Source organism: Streptomyces sp. NBC_01689 (genome assembly GCF_036250675.1).
GTDB lineage: Bacteria > Actinomycetota > Actinomycetes > Streptomycetales > Streptomycetaceae > Streptomyces.
Genome location: NZ_CP109592.1, coordinates 712,849 through 726,895, shown reverse-complemented (window position 1 = coordinate 726,895; position 14,047 = coordinate 712,849). Strand labels below are relative to the sequence as shown.

The following is a 14,047-nucleotide window of genomic DNA, read 5'->3' as shown; positions in this document are numbered from 1 at the left end:
ACGGGCGGGCCGGGCAGCAGGAGGACCACCTCACACGCCGAGCAGGTCCACCACGAAGATCAGCGTCGAGCCCGCCGGAATCAGCGGGGACGGTGACTGGTCACCGTAGGCGAGGTGCGGCGGAATGGTGATCTCGCGGCGACCACCGACCCGCATGCCCTCGACGCCCTGGTCCCAGCCCTTGATGACCCGGCCGGCTCCCAGGGGGAACCGGAAGGTCTGGCCTCGGTTCCAGGAGGCGTCGAACTCCTCTCCGGTCGCGAAGGTCACCCCGACGTAGTGCACCTCGACGACGGCACCGGCTTTCGCCTCGGCCCCGTCCCCGACGCGGATGTCCTTGATCTGCAGGTCGGCGGGAGCCTCGCCCCCGGGGAAGTCGATCTCGGGCTTCGCCAGTTCGCTCATTGCAGCCTCGTCCTTCTCCGCCGGATGTCGCCGTGCGGTTCTGCCGGCGCATGGTCACTCCATGCCGCTCGGTGGTCACGCTACCTAGCCGCGGGGCGCGGCAGGTGCGCGCATCGCGTCCATGCGACCGCCTGTCACACCAACGTGGGCGCGGGCGCCGGATACCCCCTCTGCTCCCCGCCGGTCCCATGAGAAGGTCAAAAACGCCTGGGCGGTACAACTTCAGTGGTCCTGAAGGTGTCCAGAGAGTGAACCGGCTCCCCGGAGGAGCCACCGTCGTCCCGTCCTTCAAGGAGATCCAGTGGTGCGCGCACGATTCCGCCGAACGGCGACCCTGGCCACCGCCGTGCTCGGCATGACCGCCCCGGCGCTGTCCGTATCCGTCGCACACGCCGACGACGCCGGTGCGCATCTGGTGGTCTCGACGCTCCGGGCCCCCGCTCCCGAGCCCGGAGAGACGTACGACAAGAGCGTCACCGTCACCAACACGGGTACGGAGGCCGCGCACGGCTTCGTCTTCCGGACCCGGCTGACGCGCGGACTCGGTTTCCCCGGCACCGCCGAAGGGTGCACCTACTCGACCGACGCCGACCAGGTGGGCCAGGCGGACTGCAGATTCGACACCGTCGTCGAGCCGGGAGCCTCCGTCACCGTGCCCGTGCGCTTCAAGGTGCTCGCCAAGGCGCTCATGGAGTCCGTCGAATACGGCACCGGGCCCACGGGGGAGGCCCCGGCCGGGGAGGGGTACGACGACAGCTATCACCGTACGGCGTTCACCGCCGACAGCACGGCCGACCTCGTGGCGACAGGGGACCGGGCGAAGGGGAGCCGCGGGCAGAACGTCACCGTCACGGCGACCCTGCGCAACGACGGACCCGGCTGGATCCACAACACGGAGAGCGACGACCAGCCGGGCCTGATGGTCCACATACCGGCCGGCACCACCGCCGTCCAGGTCCCGAAGGAGTGCGCACCGTTCGGCATCGACGCGCCGACCGGCCCGTCCGAGCCCGGACACCCCGTCTACGTCTGCTGGCACGACGACAACCTCATCGAGGTCGGCCAGACCCTCACCTACGCCTTCGTCCTGAAGATCGGCAGCAAGGCGCACGACACCAAGGGCGAGGTCAAGGCGAGTTCCGTCTACGGCATTCATCAGGACTACGACAAGAACGCGGCGAACGACACGGCGTATCTCCAGGTCGACGTGACCGATGACGACGGCACGGGAACGGGCGGCTCGGGCGGGTCCACGTCCGGTGGCGGGGCAGGGACCGGCGGTCAGGGCACCAGCGGCGGCCACGGCGGCGAGAGCCCCTCGACCGGCGGCTCCCACCCCATGACGGGGTCGACGCCCGTCGCGGCCACCGACGGCGGCACCGGCGACACGTCCACCCCGGTCCCGCAGGGCGGTCTCGCCGCCACGGGCAGCAACGGCACCGCGATATGGGCCGGTTCGGCCGCGGCGACGCTCGCCGCCGGCGGCTCCCTCGTGCTGCTCGCCCGACGGCGCCGCGCTTCCGGGACGCGCTGACACGAGCGCGTCCTCTGCCGCAAGGCCCCTCGGTGGGGCCTCGGCCCGCGCCACACGCCCAGCGCCGAACATGGCCGGGGAACCGTCACGCCAGGGAACCGTCACGAGGTGCCCCGGTGGGGGAGGTGCCCGTACGAACCCCCGTACGGGCACCTCCCCCACGCGAAGACGAGGCCTGGCCGGAAACCATGTCGCGATATAGCGTTGGCCCGGCACGCGCGCCGCTGCCGTGTCGCGCGGACGCCTTCGCCACGGACCCAGGACGGAAGCATGTCGGGAGAGATCTCACCCACCGGGAGGAGTTCCGGCCCCGGCTCGTCGCCCGGGCTGCGCGCCTCTCACGCGGACCGGGACCGGGCGGTGGACGTGCTGCGTATCGCGGCGGGGGACGGCAGGCTGACCGCGGACGAGCTGGACGAGCGTCTGGAAGCCGCCCTGTCGGCTCGGACGCTCGGTGAACTGGCGGTCCTGACCGCCGACCTGCCGCCCGGACCGGGCACGGCCGGAGCTGAGGTCAAGGACACGGTACGGATCACGCAGGTCTACAGCGGGGCGGTCGAACGGGTGGGGCGCTGGGTGGTGCCGCGCAGGATGGAACTCGCGCTGACCTTCTGCGACGCGACGCTCGACTTCACCGACGCGGTCATCACCCACGACACCCTGCGGATCGACCTGGCGATGACGGGGAAGACCCTGACCCTGATCGCGAGGCCGGGTGTCGTGGTCGACACCGACGGGCTGCAGCTGGTGCACAGCAGGGTCAAGTACGCGCGGTCACCGGTGCGTTCGGACGCATCGCTCACCCTGCGCGTGGAGCTGACGGGGCAGAAGGCGTACGGCCGCGTGGTGGTGCGGCCCCCGCGACGGACCTTGGGACAGTGGCTGCTGCGCCGCTCCGTCTCCCGGCCGGAAGGAATCTGACCGCTTCCGGCGGTCGGTGGCATAGGACTCCCGACCCGGGGCACACGAAGACCTGCCTGACGTCGGCTCGGTGCTGAGTGCGGCGGCGGATGCCATGTGTGCGACCTGTTTCTCGCGGTGCCGGTCAGCTGTCACGCGAGCTGTGTTTCTGGGGAGAGGAACGATCATGATCCTTCCGGCGGAGAGGGAACTGCGCGCGGTACTGGCCCGGTTCGCGGACACCCGTATCGAGCACGACGTCCGCCCCACCGGCCGTACCAGCCGTGAGCTGGACGACGTGACGTACACGCTGTGCGTGATGACCGGGGCCCGGACGGTCGAGGAGGCGCTCCTCGCGGCGGACACAATGCTGGAGGAGTACGGCGCGGGCTGCGGGGACGCCACGCAGGCCGACGAGACGCTGGCCGCCTGACGGCGACCGCCCGGTACGGCGTGCGGCGCGGTGCCGCGTCGCACGCCAGTGCCCGGGGTCGGCGGGTTCAGTAGGAGGGTTTTTCCCAGACCGAGACGTGCCGGGTGCTCTCGCCCGTGAACGGGGTCCGTGTCCACCCCTCCCACCGGGCGCTCAGCCGCAGTCCGGCGAGCCGGGCCATCAGGTCCAGTTCGGACGGCCATACGTACCGGAACGGGAGCGACTGGTGCTCGGCCCGGCCGTCGACGATCGTCACGTAGTGCGAACTCATCGCCTGGGTCGCGACGTCGAACGTGTCGAACGCCCAGCGTGTCGAACTGATGTGGAACGGCACGGCGTTCTGTCCCGGCGGCAGCCGGCGCAGGTCCGGCACGCCGACCTCGACCACGAAACGGCCCCCGGGGTCCAGGTGGGCGGCGGCGTTGCGGAAGCAGGCCACCTGGGCGTCCTGCGTCGTGAGGTTGTTGATCGTGTTGAAGACGAGGTACGCCACCGCGAAGGTACCCGGTACCTTCGACGTCGCGAAGTCGCCGATGGTCACCCCGACGGCGTCGCCGCCCGGTTTCGCGCGCAGCCGGGCGACCATGGCCCGGGACATGTCGATCCCGTGCACCGGGACTCCGCGGCGGGCCAGGGGGAGCGCGATCCGGCCGGTACCGATGCCGAATTCGAGAGCCCGCCCGCCGGCGGCGAGTTCGGCCAGCAGATCGACCGCTGGATCGACCGTGTCCGGCCGGAACATGTCCGCGGCCGACTCGTCGTAGCCGGCCGCGATGGATTCTCCGAAGTAGCCGTCGTCATCGAGCATTTCGGGACCGTACCGCCCGGGGACCGGTCCGCGCGCGCCGTTTTCTCCGGGGCGCTCGGCCGGGTGTCCCGCGGAGTACCGCGGGGCGGGGGTGCCCCGGAAGGCTCCCGCGGGAGCGGGCGGGCGGGACCGGGCGGCCTGTGCCGCGTGCCTACTTGAGCCAGTCGACGTAGCGGGTGGGGGCGATGCGGGCGCCTTCGCTGGTGGTCAGGACGTCACCCTGGGGGACCGCGAACATGCCGGCTGAGTCGTCGACGGTGACCGTACGCTTGTCGCCCTTGGCGGCCAGGGTGATCCGGCCGATCTCGTCGAGCGGGTAGGTGTCGGGTCCGCCCAGTTCGAGAGTGCCCTCGAGCGGGGTTCCGGCGGCGACCTCGGCGACGGTGGCCGCGACCTCGGCGGCGGCGACGGGCTGGATCAGGGTGCGGGGCAGGCGGACGGTCTCCTCGTCGGCGGTCCAGGACAGGGTGGCGTCCATGAACTCCATGAACTGGGTGGCGCGCACGATGGAGTAGGGGATCGGCCCGGCCTTCAGCAGGTCCTCCTGGAGCGTCTTGGCGCGGTAGTAGTCGAGCTCCGGGACCTGGTCGACGCCCACGATGGACAGGACGACGAAGTGCCCGGCGCCCGCCCGCTCGGACGCGGCCAGGAGGTTGTCCATCGAGATCTGGAAGAACGCGGGGGACGCGTCGTCGAAGGTCGGGGAGTTGGTCAGGTTGACGACCACGTCGGCCCCGTTCAGCGCCTCGTCCAGTCCCTTGCCGGTGAGGATGTCGACGCCGGTGGACAGCGAGTGCGGGACCGCCTCGTGTCCGGCCGCGTTCAGATCCCGTACGACCTGCGAGCCGATGAGTCCGGTCCCGCCGATGACTGCGATCTTCATGTCACGTCCTGCCCTTCTTGAATGGCTTATGTCCGCTATATAACCAAAGAGGTGTACAGCCAAAGAGGCGCGCATGGAGTCCGGCCCCTTACTCGGACACTTGATATCCGGGATATTACTCGGACGAATGATGTCTGAGTCAAGCGGAGGGTGGATTAGAGTGACCCCGTGAAGATGTCTGGTGGGGTCGAGTGGGCGCTGCACTGCTGTGTCGTGCTCACCTCGGTGGAGGACCCGGTACCTGCCGCGCGGCTGGCCGAGCTGCACGACGTCTCGCCGAGCTACCTCGCCAAACAGCTCCAGGCCCTCTCGCGCGCCGACCTCGTCCGGTCGGTCCAGGGAAAGGCGGGCGGCTACGTCCTCACCCGTTCCCCCGCGGAGATCACCGTCCTCGACGTCGTCGAGGCCGTCGACGGACCCGGCCCGGCCTTCGTCTGTACCGAGATCCGCCAGCGCGGTCCGCTGGCCGCCCCGCCGGAGTCCTGCCCCGCTCCCTGCGCCGTCAGCCGAGCCATGGCCCATGCCGAGACCGCCTGGCGCGACGCCCTGAGATCCGTCTCCGTGGCCGACCTCGCCCGCAACGTGGGCGCCGACTCCGGCCCGGAGGCGCTGCAACGCGTCAGTACCTGGCTGAGCACGCCGGAGGGGTAGGGCCGGCGTGTCAGGGTCCCGCGGCACGGGTGCCGGGTGACCCTCGTGTGCGGTGCGCGGCCGTCGACTGCGTGCCGGGCGGGCGTGGTCGCGGGTCGGTCGGCCGCGTTCCCGGTCGTGGTCCTGGTCCGGCGGAGCTCCCGGGCAGGGCTCCGCGGGACTCCAGTGTCAGCGGCCCTTGCGTACCCGGGCCGCCGCGCGGGCCTCCGCGACCTTGCGGGCCTCGGTGGCCTTGCGGGACTCCCTGGCCGGCCGGCCCGCACGGGTACCGAGGCCGCCGAAGGGGACATGGCCGCCGCCCTTCGCGCCGGCCGGCGGCCGCTTCGCCCCGGTGATGGCCGTCAGTGACTGCTCGCCCGATCGCACCTGTGTGACGGTCGGCCGGATACCGGCCTCGGACATCAGACGGTTCACCTCGCGCCGCTCGCCGTGGGTGACCAGGGTGACCACCTTCCCGGACTCCCCGGCGCGCGCCGTGCGTCCGCCACGGTGCAGGTAGTCCTTGGCGTCGGCGGGCGGATCGACGTTGACCACCAGGTCGAGCGCGTCGATGTGAATGCCGCGTGCGGCGACGTTGGTGGCCACCAGCACGGTGACCTCACCGGCCTTGAACTGGGCCAGCGTGTGCGTCCGCTGCGGCTGCGACTTCCCGCTGTGCAGGGCGGCGGCCCGGACCCCGCTGGCCCGCAGATGGCGGGTGAACTGGTCCACGGCCGCCTTGGTGTCGAGGAACATCAGCACCCGGCCGTCCCGCGCGGCGATCTCGGTCGCCGTCGCGTACTTGTCGGCGCCGTGCACGTTCAGCAGATGGTGTTCCATCGTGGCGACCGAGCCGGCCACCTGGTCCACCGAGACGACGACCGGATCGTGCAGGTGTTCCCGTACCAGCTGGTCGACGTTCCGGTCCAGCGTGGCGGAGAAGAGCAGCCGCTGGCCGTCGCCGCGCACCTGGGCCACGATCTCCGACACCTGGGGCAGGAACCCCAGGTCGCACATCTGGTCCGCCTCGTCCAGCACGGTGATCCGCACCTGACCCAGGTGGCAGTCCCGCCGCGAGACCAGGTCGGCCAGCCGTCCCGGCGTCGCGACGACGACCTCGGCGCCGGTGCGCAGCTGCGCCGTCTGCCGGTTGATCGACAGTCCACCGACCACCGTCGCGAGACGCACGTTCAACGTCCGCGCGTACGGTGCCAGCGCGTCGCTCACCTGCTGCGCGAGCTCCCGGGTCGGCACCAGGACCAGCGCGAGCGGCCGCTTCGGCTCCGCGCGCAGCCCCGCCGTCCGGACCAGCAGCGCGAGCCCGAAGGCCAGCGTCTTGCCGGAACCGGTCCGGGCCCGGCCCAGGACGTCCCGGCCGGCCAGCGCGTTGGGCAGGGTCGCCGCCTGGATCGGGAAGGGCTCCGTCACCCCGAGGCCGCTCATCGTTCCCAGCAGCTCCGCGGGCAGCCCGAGCGCGTCGAAGGACGCGGCGGGCGGCAGTCCGGCGGAGACCGCCCGAGGGGCGGGGAGCCCGTCCTGCGGCGGCGTCGCCGACGGGTGCTCGCCGGCGGGGGAGAGTCCGGAAACCGGCGGCTTCGCGTTCATGGGGAACCTTCCTGAGGGTGACGCCGGAAACGCGCCGGGGCCCGTACCCCATCGGTACGGGCCCCGGCGACGTCAAAGCGTGCTCCTATTTTAGCAGCGGGGGACCGGCCGCCCGCCGCACCAGGGACAGGTCCCGGTCCGATGAGTCCGGGCGTCGGATCCGGTCTTCCCTGGTATGACGCGCATCATCGCCGACATCTCGATCTCCCTCGACGGGTTCGTCACCGGCCCGGACCCCGGCCCCGGCAGCGGGCTGGGTACCGGTGGCGAGGCCCTGCACACCTGGGCGTTCTCCGACGACCCGGACGAGCGCCGGTTCCTGCGCGAGGCGACCGCCCGCTCCGGCGCCGTCGTCCTCGGCCGCAGGCTCTTCGACATGGTCGACGCGCCGGGCGGCTGGGACGACGAGACCGGATACGGAGCCCGCGAGGTCGGCAGACCCGCGTTCGTCGTCGTGACGAGCCGTCCACCGAGGTCGGTGCGGCTGACCGGGCTCGACTGGACGTTCGTCACCACCGGCCTGCCCGACGCCGTCACCGTCGCACGCGAACGGGCCGAGGCGGCGGCGTCGGCCCGTGGCCAGGACCTCGACGTGGTCCTCATGGGCGGTGGTGCGACGGTCGGCTCGGCACTCGACGCCGGACTGGTCGACACGCTGTCCCTGCACCTCGCGCCCGTCGTCCTGGCCGCCGGCACGCCGCTGTTCACCGGCAAGGTGCCACTGAGACTGGTCCGGCGGAGCGTGACCGCCACAACGAACGCGACGCACTTCACGTACGACGTCCTCTGACGCTCCGGGAACCGGGACCGGGGATCGGGGATCGGGGACCGGTGGCCCCGCGATCCCGTCCGCGGGCGTGGGGGCGGTTCAGGCGGCGCGCGTGGCGGTCATGCCGCCGTCGACGTACAGCGTGATGCCGTGGACCATGGCCGCGTCGTCCCCGGCGAGGTACAGGACGCCCTTGGCGATGTCGTCCGGCCGGACGACGACACCCGCCGGGGTGGTGGCGGTCATCGCGTCGAGCTCGGCGCGGGCCTGCTCGTTGCCGGGCGTGAGCGTGGCTCCGGGCGCGACGGCGTTGACCCGCACCCCGCGCGGTCCGTACTCCGCGGCCCAGCTGCGGGTGAGCTGCTCGTCGGCGGCCTTGGTCGCGCTGTACATCGCCGCGTAGGAGGTGCCGAGACGGGCCATCCAGGAGCCGATGGTGACGATGGCACCACCGCCGCGCTCGGCCATGGCCGGAGCCAGCGCGGCGACCAGGACGTGCGGCGCGCGGATGTTGACCGCGAGCATGGTGTCGAGGTCGGAGTCCGCCAGGTCCTCGGTCGACGTCGCGGGGTAGACGCCCGCGTTGTTCACGAGGATGTCGACCCGGCCGCCGAGCACCTCCGTGACCTGGGCGGCGAACGCGCGCAACTCCTCGTAGCCGCCGGACAGGTCCGCCGGAACGAAGTCGGCGCGCCCGCCGGCCCGCTCGATCTCCTCGACGATCCGCAGGCCACGGCTCTCCTGCCGCCCGCTGACGATCACCTGCGCGCCCTCACCCCCTCCCGGGCGGGCATCGAGGCCTTCCCCGGGGCCCGGCGGGTACCGGGACTGCGGCGGGAGGAACTGGCCGTGCTGGCCGGACTGAGCCCGGACTACTACAGCCGCGTCGAACAGGGACGCCAGGCCAACATCTCCACCGAGGTGCTCGACGCGCTGGCCCGCGCACGACGTCTCGACGAGGTCGAACACGCGCATCTCCACGACCTCGCCGCACCCGCGGCACCGCACCGCGCCGCGCAGCCGCAGGTGGCCCAGCGCCCGGACCCCGGGCTGCTGCGGATCATGCGTACGCTCGACCACGTCCCGGTACTGCTGCTGGGCCGTCGCGGCGAAGTGCTGGCCCGCAATCTCCTGCTGACGGAGGTGCTGGGCCGCCCACTGGAACCGGGGACGTCGTTCGCGCGCTTCATGTTCCAGGACCCGGTGGCCCGCGAGCGCATCGTGAACTGGGCCGACTTCGCCTCGGCCACCGTCGCCACGATGCGCCGGGAGACGGCCCGCCGTCCTCACGACAAGCGCCTGACCGCCCTCGTCGACGAACTGCGCGCGAGCGACGACGACGTGGCGCGATGGCGGGACGACCACACCGTCCGCGACTACGCCTCGGTCGCCAAGCGCGTCGACCACCCCGTCGCCGGACCGATGGCCTTCGACATCGAGATCGTCGGCGCCCCGCACGACCCCGACCAGCGGCTTGTCGTCTATACGACCGAGCCCGACTCGCCCACCGCCCGGGTGCTGCCGATCCTCGCCGGGTGGAACGCTCTGGCGCCTTGGTGAGGGCCGGACGCTCTCCGTACCCCGGACCCGGACATGTTCCGGCGATGAGCCGACAGCCGCGACGCGCGGGGCGCGGGCGGAAGGGGAGCGGCCGTGACCGCTGACACCGGGGCATCCGTCGGCGGCGCCCGAGCGTCCGGATAGGGTGCGGTGGCCGCGGCGGCGGTGCCCCGGGGAGCCGGGCCGGTACAGGAAGCGAGATGTGGTGAGAGGCCGTACTCAAACTCTCCTGTGGGCCGTGACCGTGGTCCTGTCGGCCGGCGCCTGCGGTGGCGCCCCGAAGGCGCTGCCGCACATGACAGCGGCGGACGTGGTGGGCGACTGGACGAGCGATTGCGGATCCACGCTCACGGTCGCACCCGACCGCACCTTCACCGTCCGGGACTTCCCGGTCGACCACGCCCTGGCGTCCGGCGCCGTGAAGCGGCCGGCGGCCGGCCACGGGACCTGGTACCTCTTCGCGGGCGTCGAGGGAGTGTCCCCGCAGACGTTCGATCTGAAGATCGGCAACGAGTTCTACTCGCTGGACTACGTCCGCGAGGGGAACGCGACAGACCTGCGCACGGATCTCGGCGACCCCGACGACAACCGGTGGTGCGCGTTCTCCCGCCGGCCTCGCGCCTGACGGGGCGGCCCGGGGAGCGCTGCCGCGCGGAATCACCTGTTCGGCCTATATCGTAGGAAAAGTTCATCAAGTAGCGCATATCAGTCGAACCAACCCACCGGGCCCGCCCCACGAGGGGCTCGAGTCGTTCGCGGCTCGTCCGGAGGAGGACGCTATGACGGACGTGGCGAGCAGGCGGGACGTGGACGGACGTCCCGCGATCATCGAACGGGTCGTGACACTCGACGTGAACGGCCGCCCCTACACGCTCCGCCTGGACACCCGGGTCACCCTGCTGGACGCCCTGCGTGACCGGCTGGGTCTCGTCGGCACGAAGAAGGGCTGTGACCAGGGAGCCTGCGGCGCGTGCACGGTTCACGTGGACGGCCGGAGAGTGCTGTCCTGTCTGACCCTGGCGGCACAGGCCGAGGGCCGGGCGATCACCACCGTCGAGGGCGTCTCCGGGCCCGACGGGCCGCATCCGGTGCAGCGGGCGTTCATGGAGCACGACGGCTTGCAGTGCGGCTTCTGCACACCCGGGCAGATCATGTCCGCGGTGGCCCTGCTGGCCGAGGGCCGGGCAGGCTCCGACGAGGAGATCCGGGAGTACATGAGCGGCAACCTGTGCCGCTGCGGCGCCTACCCCAACATCGTGGCCGCCGTACGCGATGCGGCGTCCGGAGGAGGCCGCAATGCGGACCTTTGACTACGTGCGGGCCGTCGACACCCGGGAAGCGGTGCGACTGCTGGCGGACGACCCGGACGCGTCCTGCCTGGCGGGCGGCACCACACAACTGGACCTGATGAAGGACGGGGTCCTGGAGCCGCCGACGCTGATCGACATCACCCGTCTCCCGCTCCACGGCATCGAGCGGCGGGGCGAATCCCTCCACGTGGGGGCGCTGGTGACCATGGAGGAACTGGCCGCCGACCCCACCGTGACCGAACGGCTGCCGATGGTGCGCGAGGCGCTGCTGCTCGGCGCCTCGGTGCAGCTGCGGAACATGGCGACCATCGCGGGCAACCTGCTGCAGCGCACCCGCTGCCGCTACTTCCGCGACCCGACGGTGCAGGCGTGCAACAAGCGGGCCCCGGGCTCCGGTTGCTCCGCTGTCGAGGGCGTGGCCCGTATGCACGCCGTGCTCGGGGCGAGCGAACGGTGCATCGCGCTGCACGCCTCCGACCTGGCCGTCGCCCTCGTGGCGCTGGACGCGCTCGTGCACATCCAGGGACTGTCGGAGCGGCGCACCGTGCCCCTGACGGAGTTCTACCTGACGGCGGACGAGAGCCCGCAGCGCGAGAACGTCCTGGAACACGCCGAGTTGATCACCGAGGTCGAGATCCCGCTTCCCCCGGCGGCCGCGCGGTCGGGCTACCTCAAGGTGCGCGACCGCGCGTCGTACGAGTTCGCCCTCACCTCCGCCGCTGTGCTGCTCCTCATGGAGGGGGGCGAGATCCGGCGCGCCCGGGTCGGTCTCGGCGGGGTGGGGACGAAGCCCTGGCGGGCCTACGAGGCCGAGCACGTGCTGACGGGCGCGCCGGTCACGACCGCCACGTTCACGGACGCGGCCGAGGCGACGATGCGTGATGCGTTCACCGTCCCCGGCACGGCGTTCAAGGTGCCACTGGCCCGTCGCACGCTGGTGCGCGAGCTGCAGACAGTCTCAGGAGTCGCCGCATGAGCACCGTCGAGAGCAGGCCGCTGGTCGGCGCGGGCGTCAGCAGGGTCGACGGCCCGCGCAAGGTCACCGGAACCGCCCCGTACCCCATGGACTTCGGCATCCCCGGACAGGCCTACGGCACCGTGGTGCAGTCGACCGTCGCCGCGGGCCGCATCGTACGGATGCACACACGGGCCGCCGAAGGCGCTCCCGGCGTCCTGGCCGTGATCACCCATGAGAACATCCCCTCGGTCGGCACCGGCCCGATGACCGCGCTCGGACCGTCATCCCCACCACCGCTCAGGAACGACCGGATCCTGCACCACGGCCAGCACATCGCCTTCGTGGTGGCCGAGACCCCCGAACAGGCCGCGGCGGCGGCGCGGTTGGTACGGGTGGACTACGAGGTGGAGGAGCCGCTCCTCGACCTCCAGGACCCGCGGGCCCAACAGGTCGTCGATCCTTGGGAGATGGACACCGCGCGCGGCGACTCCGACGCGGCGCTCGAGTCCGCCGAGGTGATCCTCCGGAACACGTACCGGACGGCCGACAACACCAACAACCCGCTCGGACTGTTCGCGACGGTCGCCGTGTGGGAGGGCAACACCCTCACCGTCCACGACACCAGTCAGTGGCCGTCGATGGTGCGTACCACCCTGGCCATGGTCTTCGGTATCCCGGAAAGCTCCGTACGGGTCCTGGCGCCGTACGTCGGCGGAGGCTTCGGCGCCGGACTGCGCGCGTGGCCGCATGTGATCCTGACCGCCCTCGCGGCCAGGATGCTCAAGCGCCCGGTGAAGCTGGTGCTGACCCGTCCGCAGATGTTCACCTCCGTCGGGCACCGCCCCCACGGGGTGCAGTGGCTGAGTGTCGGAGCCACCCGCGACGGTGAACTGGTCGCCCTCGACCACCGCAGCCTCAGCTCCCTGAGCATCGAGGACACCGACTTCGAGCCGTTCTCGTCGGGGACCGCCTTCGCCTACCGGTGTCCGAACGTGATCACACGGGACCGGCAGGCGCGGATCAACATCGCCGTGCCGACCTCCATGCGCGCCCCCGCCGAGGCGCAGGGCAACTTCGCGCTGGAGTCGGCGCTCGACGAACTGGCCTGCACCATCGGCATGGATCCGGTGGACCTACGGGTGCGCAACCACACCGACGTCGACCCGCGCAACGGACTGCCCTGGACCGGCAAGGCGATCCTGGAGTGCTACGAGGTCGGCGCACGGCGCTTCGGCTGGTACGACCGCAACCCCGAGCCGCGCTCGATGCGCGACGGGAACTGGCTGGTCGGCTACGGGATGGCCAGCGCGATGTTCCCCTACTTCGCGCAGCCCTGCTCGGCGCAGGCCACGCTCAACAGCGACGGCAGCGCGCTGGTGCGCAGCGCGGCCACGGACATCGGCACCGGGACGTACACCGTCATGGCCCAACTCGCCGCGGAGGAAGTGGGTCTGCCTCTGGACCAGGTCCGATTCGACCTGGGCGACTCCGACATGCCCAACTCGATGATGGCGGGCGGCTCCGGTCTGACCGGCGCGCTGGGCAACGCCGTGCACGACGCCTGCCGACGGCTGGTGGGCTCCTTCGCCGAACTCGCCCGCGGTGACGGCGGGTCGCCGCTGCGGGGAGTGTCCCCCGACGACGTGGAGTGCGCCGGGGGCGGGATCCACGTGGCCGGCCGGCCGGACCTCGGGGAGTCGTACGTCGACATCCTCGCCCGGCACGGGATGTCCGAACTCACCGCGTACGGGCACAGCACCCCACCGGTCCCCACCGAGATCGGCATGTCCCCGGCGGGCGCGTACGGCGCGAAGTTCGTCGAGGTCCGGGTGGACGCGGATCTCGGGCTCATCCGGGTCGCACGGGTGGTCTCCGTGATCGACGGCGGCCGCATCCTGAACGCCAAGACGGCCCGGAGCCAGATCATCGGCGGTACGGTCGGCGGCATCGGCATGGCCCTGTACGAGGACACCGCCACCGACCCGCACACCGGCCGTATCACCAACGGCACCTTCGGCGACTACCTCGTCGCCGTGAACGCCGACGTCCCGGACCTGGACGTGGTCTTCGTCGGCGAGCCCGACCGCGGTACCCCCACGGGCACCAAGGGCGTCGGAGAGGTCGGCCTGGTCGGCATCGCGGCGGCGATCTCCAACGCCGTTCACCACGCCACGGGAAGGCGCCTGCGTGATCTGCCGATCACGCTCGACGCCCTGCTGTGACCGTCCCCGGCCAGGTCGCCGCCGGACAAC

The 14,047-nt window shown here is 71.7% G+C and carries 15 protein-coding genes; 10 read left to right on the top strand and 5 right to left on the bottom strand.

The window, feature by feature from the left end; all coding sequences use genetic code 11:
• Positions 1 to 30: 30 nt before the first annotated feature.
• Entirely contained in the window at positions 31 to 405 is a 375-nt protein-coding gene (locus tag OG776_RS02850) for an FKBP-type peptidyl-prolyl cis-trans isomerase (RefSeq protein ID WP_148011746.1), read from the bottom strand.
• Positions 406 to 709: 304 nt separating this feature from the next.
• Between OG776_RS02850 and OG776_RS02845 the strand changes: the two genes are divergently transcribed.
• The 3 genes from OG776_RS02845 (at position 710) to OG776_RS02835 (ending at position 3,272) form a co-directional block, all read left to right on the top strand.
• Entirely contained in the window at positions 710 to 1,939 is a 1,230-nt protein-coding gene (locus OG776_RS02845; protein WP_329318629.1) for a hypothetical protein, read from the top strand.
• Positions 1,940 to 2,209: 270 nt separating this feature from the next.
• Positions 2,210 to 2,860, top strand: a complete 651-nt coding sequence (locus tag OG776_RS02840) for a DUF1707 SHOCT-like domain-containing protein (RefSeq protein ID WP_329318627.1) — start codon at positions 2,210 to 2,212, stop codon at positions 2,858 to 2,860.
• Between the two features lie 166 nt (positions 2,861 to 3,026).
• Positions 3,027 to 3,272 carry a DUF5133 domain-containing protein gene (locus OG776_RS02835; protein ID WP_148011748.1) on the top strand — a complete coding sequence of 82 codons (246 nt, stop codon included), beginning with the start codon at positions 3,027 to 3,029 and terminating at the stop codon, positions 3,270 to 3,272.
• 67 nt (positions 3,273 to 3,339) lie between these two features.
• Here OG776_RS02835 and OG776_RS02830 read toward each other — a convergent pair whose 3' ends face one another.
• A complete protein-coding gene (locus OG776_RS02830; protein ID WP_329318624.1) occupies positions 3,340 to 4,080 on the bottom strand; it encodes a class I SAM-dependent DNA methyltransferase in 741 nt (246 codons plus the stop codon).
• Between the two features lie 151 nt (positions 4,081 to 4,231).
• Positions 4,232 to 4,963, bottom strand: coding sequence for an SDR family oxidoreductase (locus tag OG776_RS02825; protein ID WP_329318622.1), 732 nt, complete (start codon positions 4,961 to 4,963; stop codon positions 4,232 to 4,234).
• 174 nt (positions 4,964 to 5,137) lie between these two features.
• Here OG776_RS02825 and OG776_RS02820 point away from each other — a divergent pair, with 174 nt between their 5' ends.
• Positions 5,138 to 5,614, top strand: a complete 477-nt coding sequence (locus OG776_RS02820) for an RrF2 family transcriptional regulator (protein ID WP_148011879.1) — start codon at positions 5,138 to 5,140, stop codon at positions 5,612 to 5,614.
• Positions 5,615 to 5,782: 168 nt separating this feature from the next.
• Here OG776_RS02820 and OG776_RS02815 read toward each other — a convergent pair whose 3' ends face one another.
• The gene (locus OG776_RS02815) at positions 5,783 to 7,198 is read right to left on the bottom strand and encodes a DEAD/DEAH box helicase (RefSeq protein WP_148011751.1); all 1,416 of its coding nucleotides are present in this window, start codon (positions 7,196 to 7,198) and stop codon (positions 5,783 to 5,785) included.
• Between the two features lie 175 nt (positions 7,199 to 7,373).
• Between OG776_RS02815 and OG776_RS02810 the strand changes: the two genes are divergently transcribed.
• Positions 7,374 to 7,988, top strand: coding sequence for a dihydrofolate reductase family protein (locus tag OG776_RS02810; RefSeq protein WP_329318620.1), 615 nt, complete (start codon positions 7,374 to 7,376; stop codon positions 7,986 to 7,988).
• Positions 7,989 to 8,066: 78 nt separating this feature from the next.
• On the opposite strand, the gene OG776_RS02805 is transcribed toward OG776_RS02810, so the two are convergent.
• Positions 8,067 to 8,729, bottom strand: a complete 663-nt coding sequence (locus OG776_RS02805; protein WP_329318618.1) for an SDR family NAD(P)-dependent oxidoreductase — start codon at positions 8,727 to 8,729, stop codon at positions 8,067 to 8,069.
• Here OG776_RS02805 and OG776_RS02800 point away from each other — a divergent pair.
• The 5 genes from OG776_RS02800 (at position 8,709) to OG776_RS02780 (ending at position 14,017) form a co-directional block, all read left to right on the top strand.
• Complete coding sequence (locus OG776_RS02800) at positions 8,709 to 9,527, top strand: helix-turn-helix transcriptional regulator (protein ID WP_329323636.1); 819 nt, start codon at positions 8,709 to 8,711, stop codon at positions 9,525 to 9,527. The two genes, OG776_RS02805 and OG776_RS02800, sit on opposite strands and share 21 nt — an antisense overlap.
• A gap of 238 nt (positions 9,528 to 9,765) precedes the next feature.
• The gene (locus OG776_RS02795) at positions 9,766 to 10,152 is read left to right on the top strand and encodes a hypothetical protein (RefSeq protein WP_148011754.1); all 387 of its coding nucleotides are present in this window, start codon (positions 9,766 to 9,768) and stop codon (positions 10,150 to 10,152) included.
• Positions 10,153 to 10,306: 154 nt separating this feature from the next.
• Entirely contained in the window at positions 10,307 to 10,837 is a 531-nt protein-coding gene (locus OG776_RS02790) for a (2Fe-2S)-binding protein (protein ID WP_148011755.1), read from the top strand.
• Positions 10,824 to 11,813, top strand: coding sequence for an FAD binding domain-containing protein (locus OG776_RS02785; protein ID WP_148011756.1), 990 nt, complete (start codon positions 10,824 to 10,826; stop codon positions 11,811 to 11,813). Before OG776_RS02790 ends, OG776_RS02785 begins: the two co-directional genes overlap by 14 nt.
• Positions 11,810 to 14,017, top strand: a complete 2,208-nt coding sequence (locus OG776_RS02780; protein WP_329318613.1) for a xanthine dehydrogenase family protein molybdopterin-binding subunit — start codon at positions 11,810 to 11,812, stop codon at positions 14,015 to 14,017. Before OG776_RS02785 ends, OG776_RS02780 begins: the two co-directional genes overlap by 4 nt.
• The last annotated feature ends 30 nt before the right edge of the window (positions 14,018 to 14,047 follow it).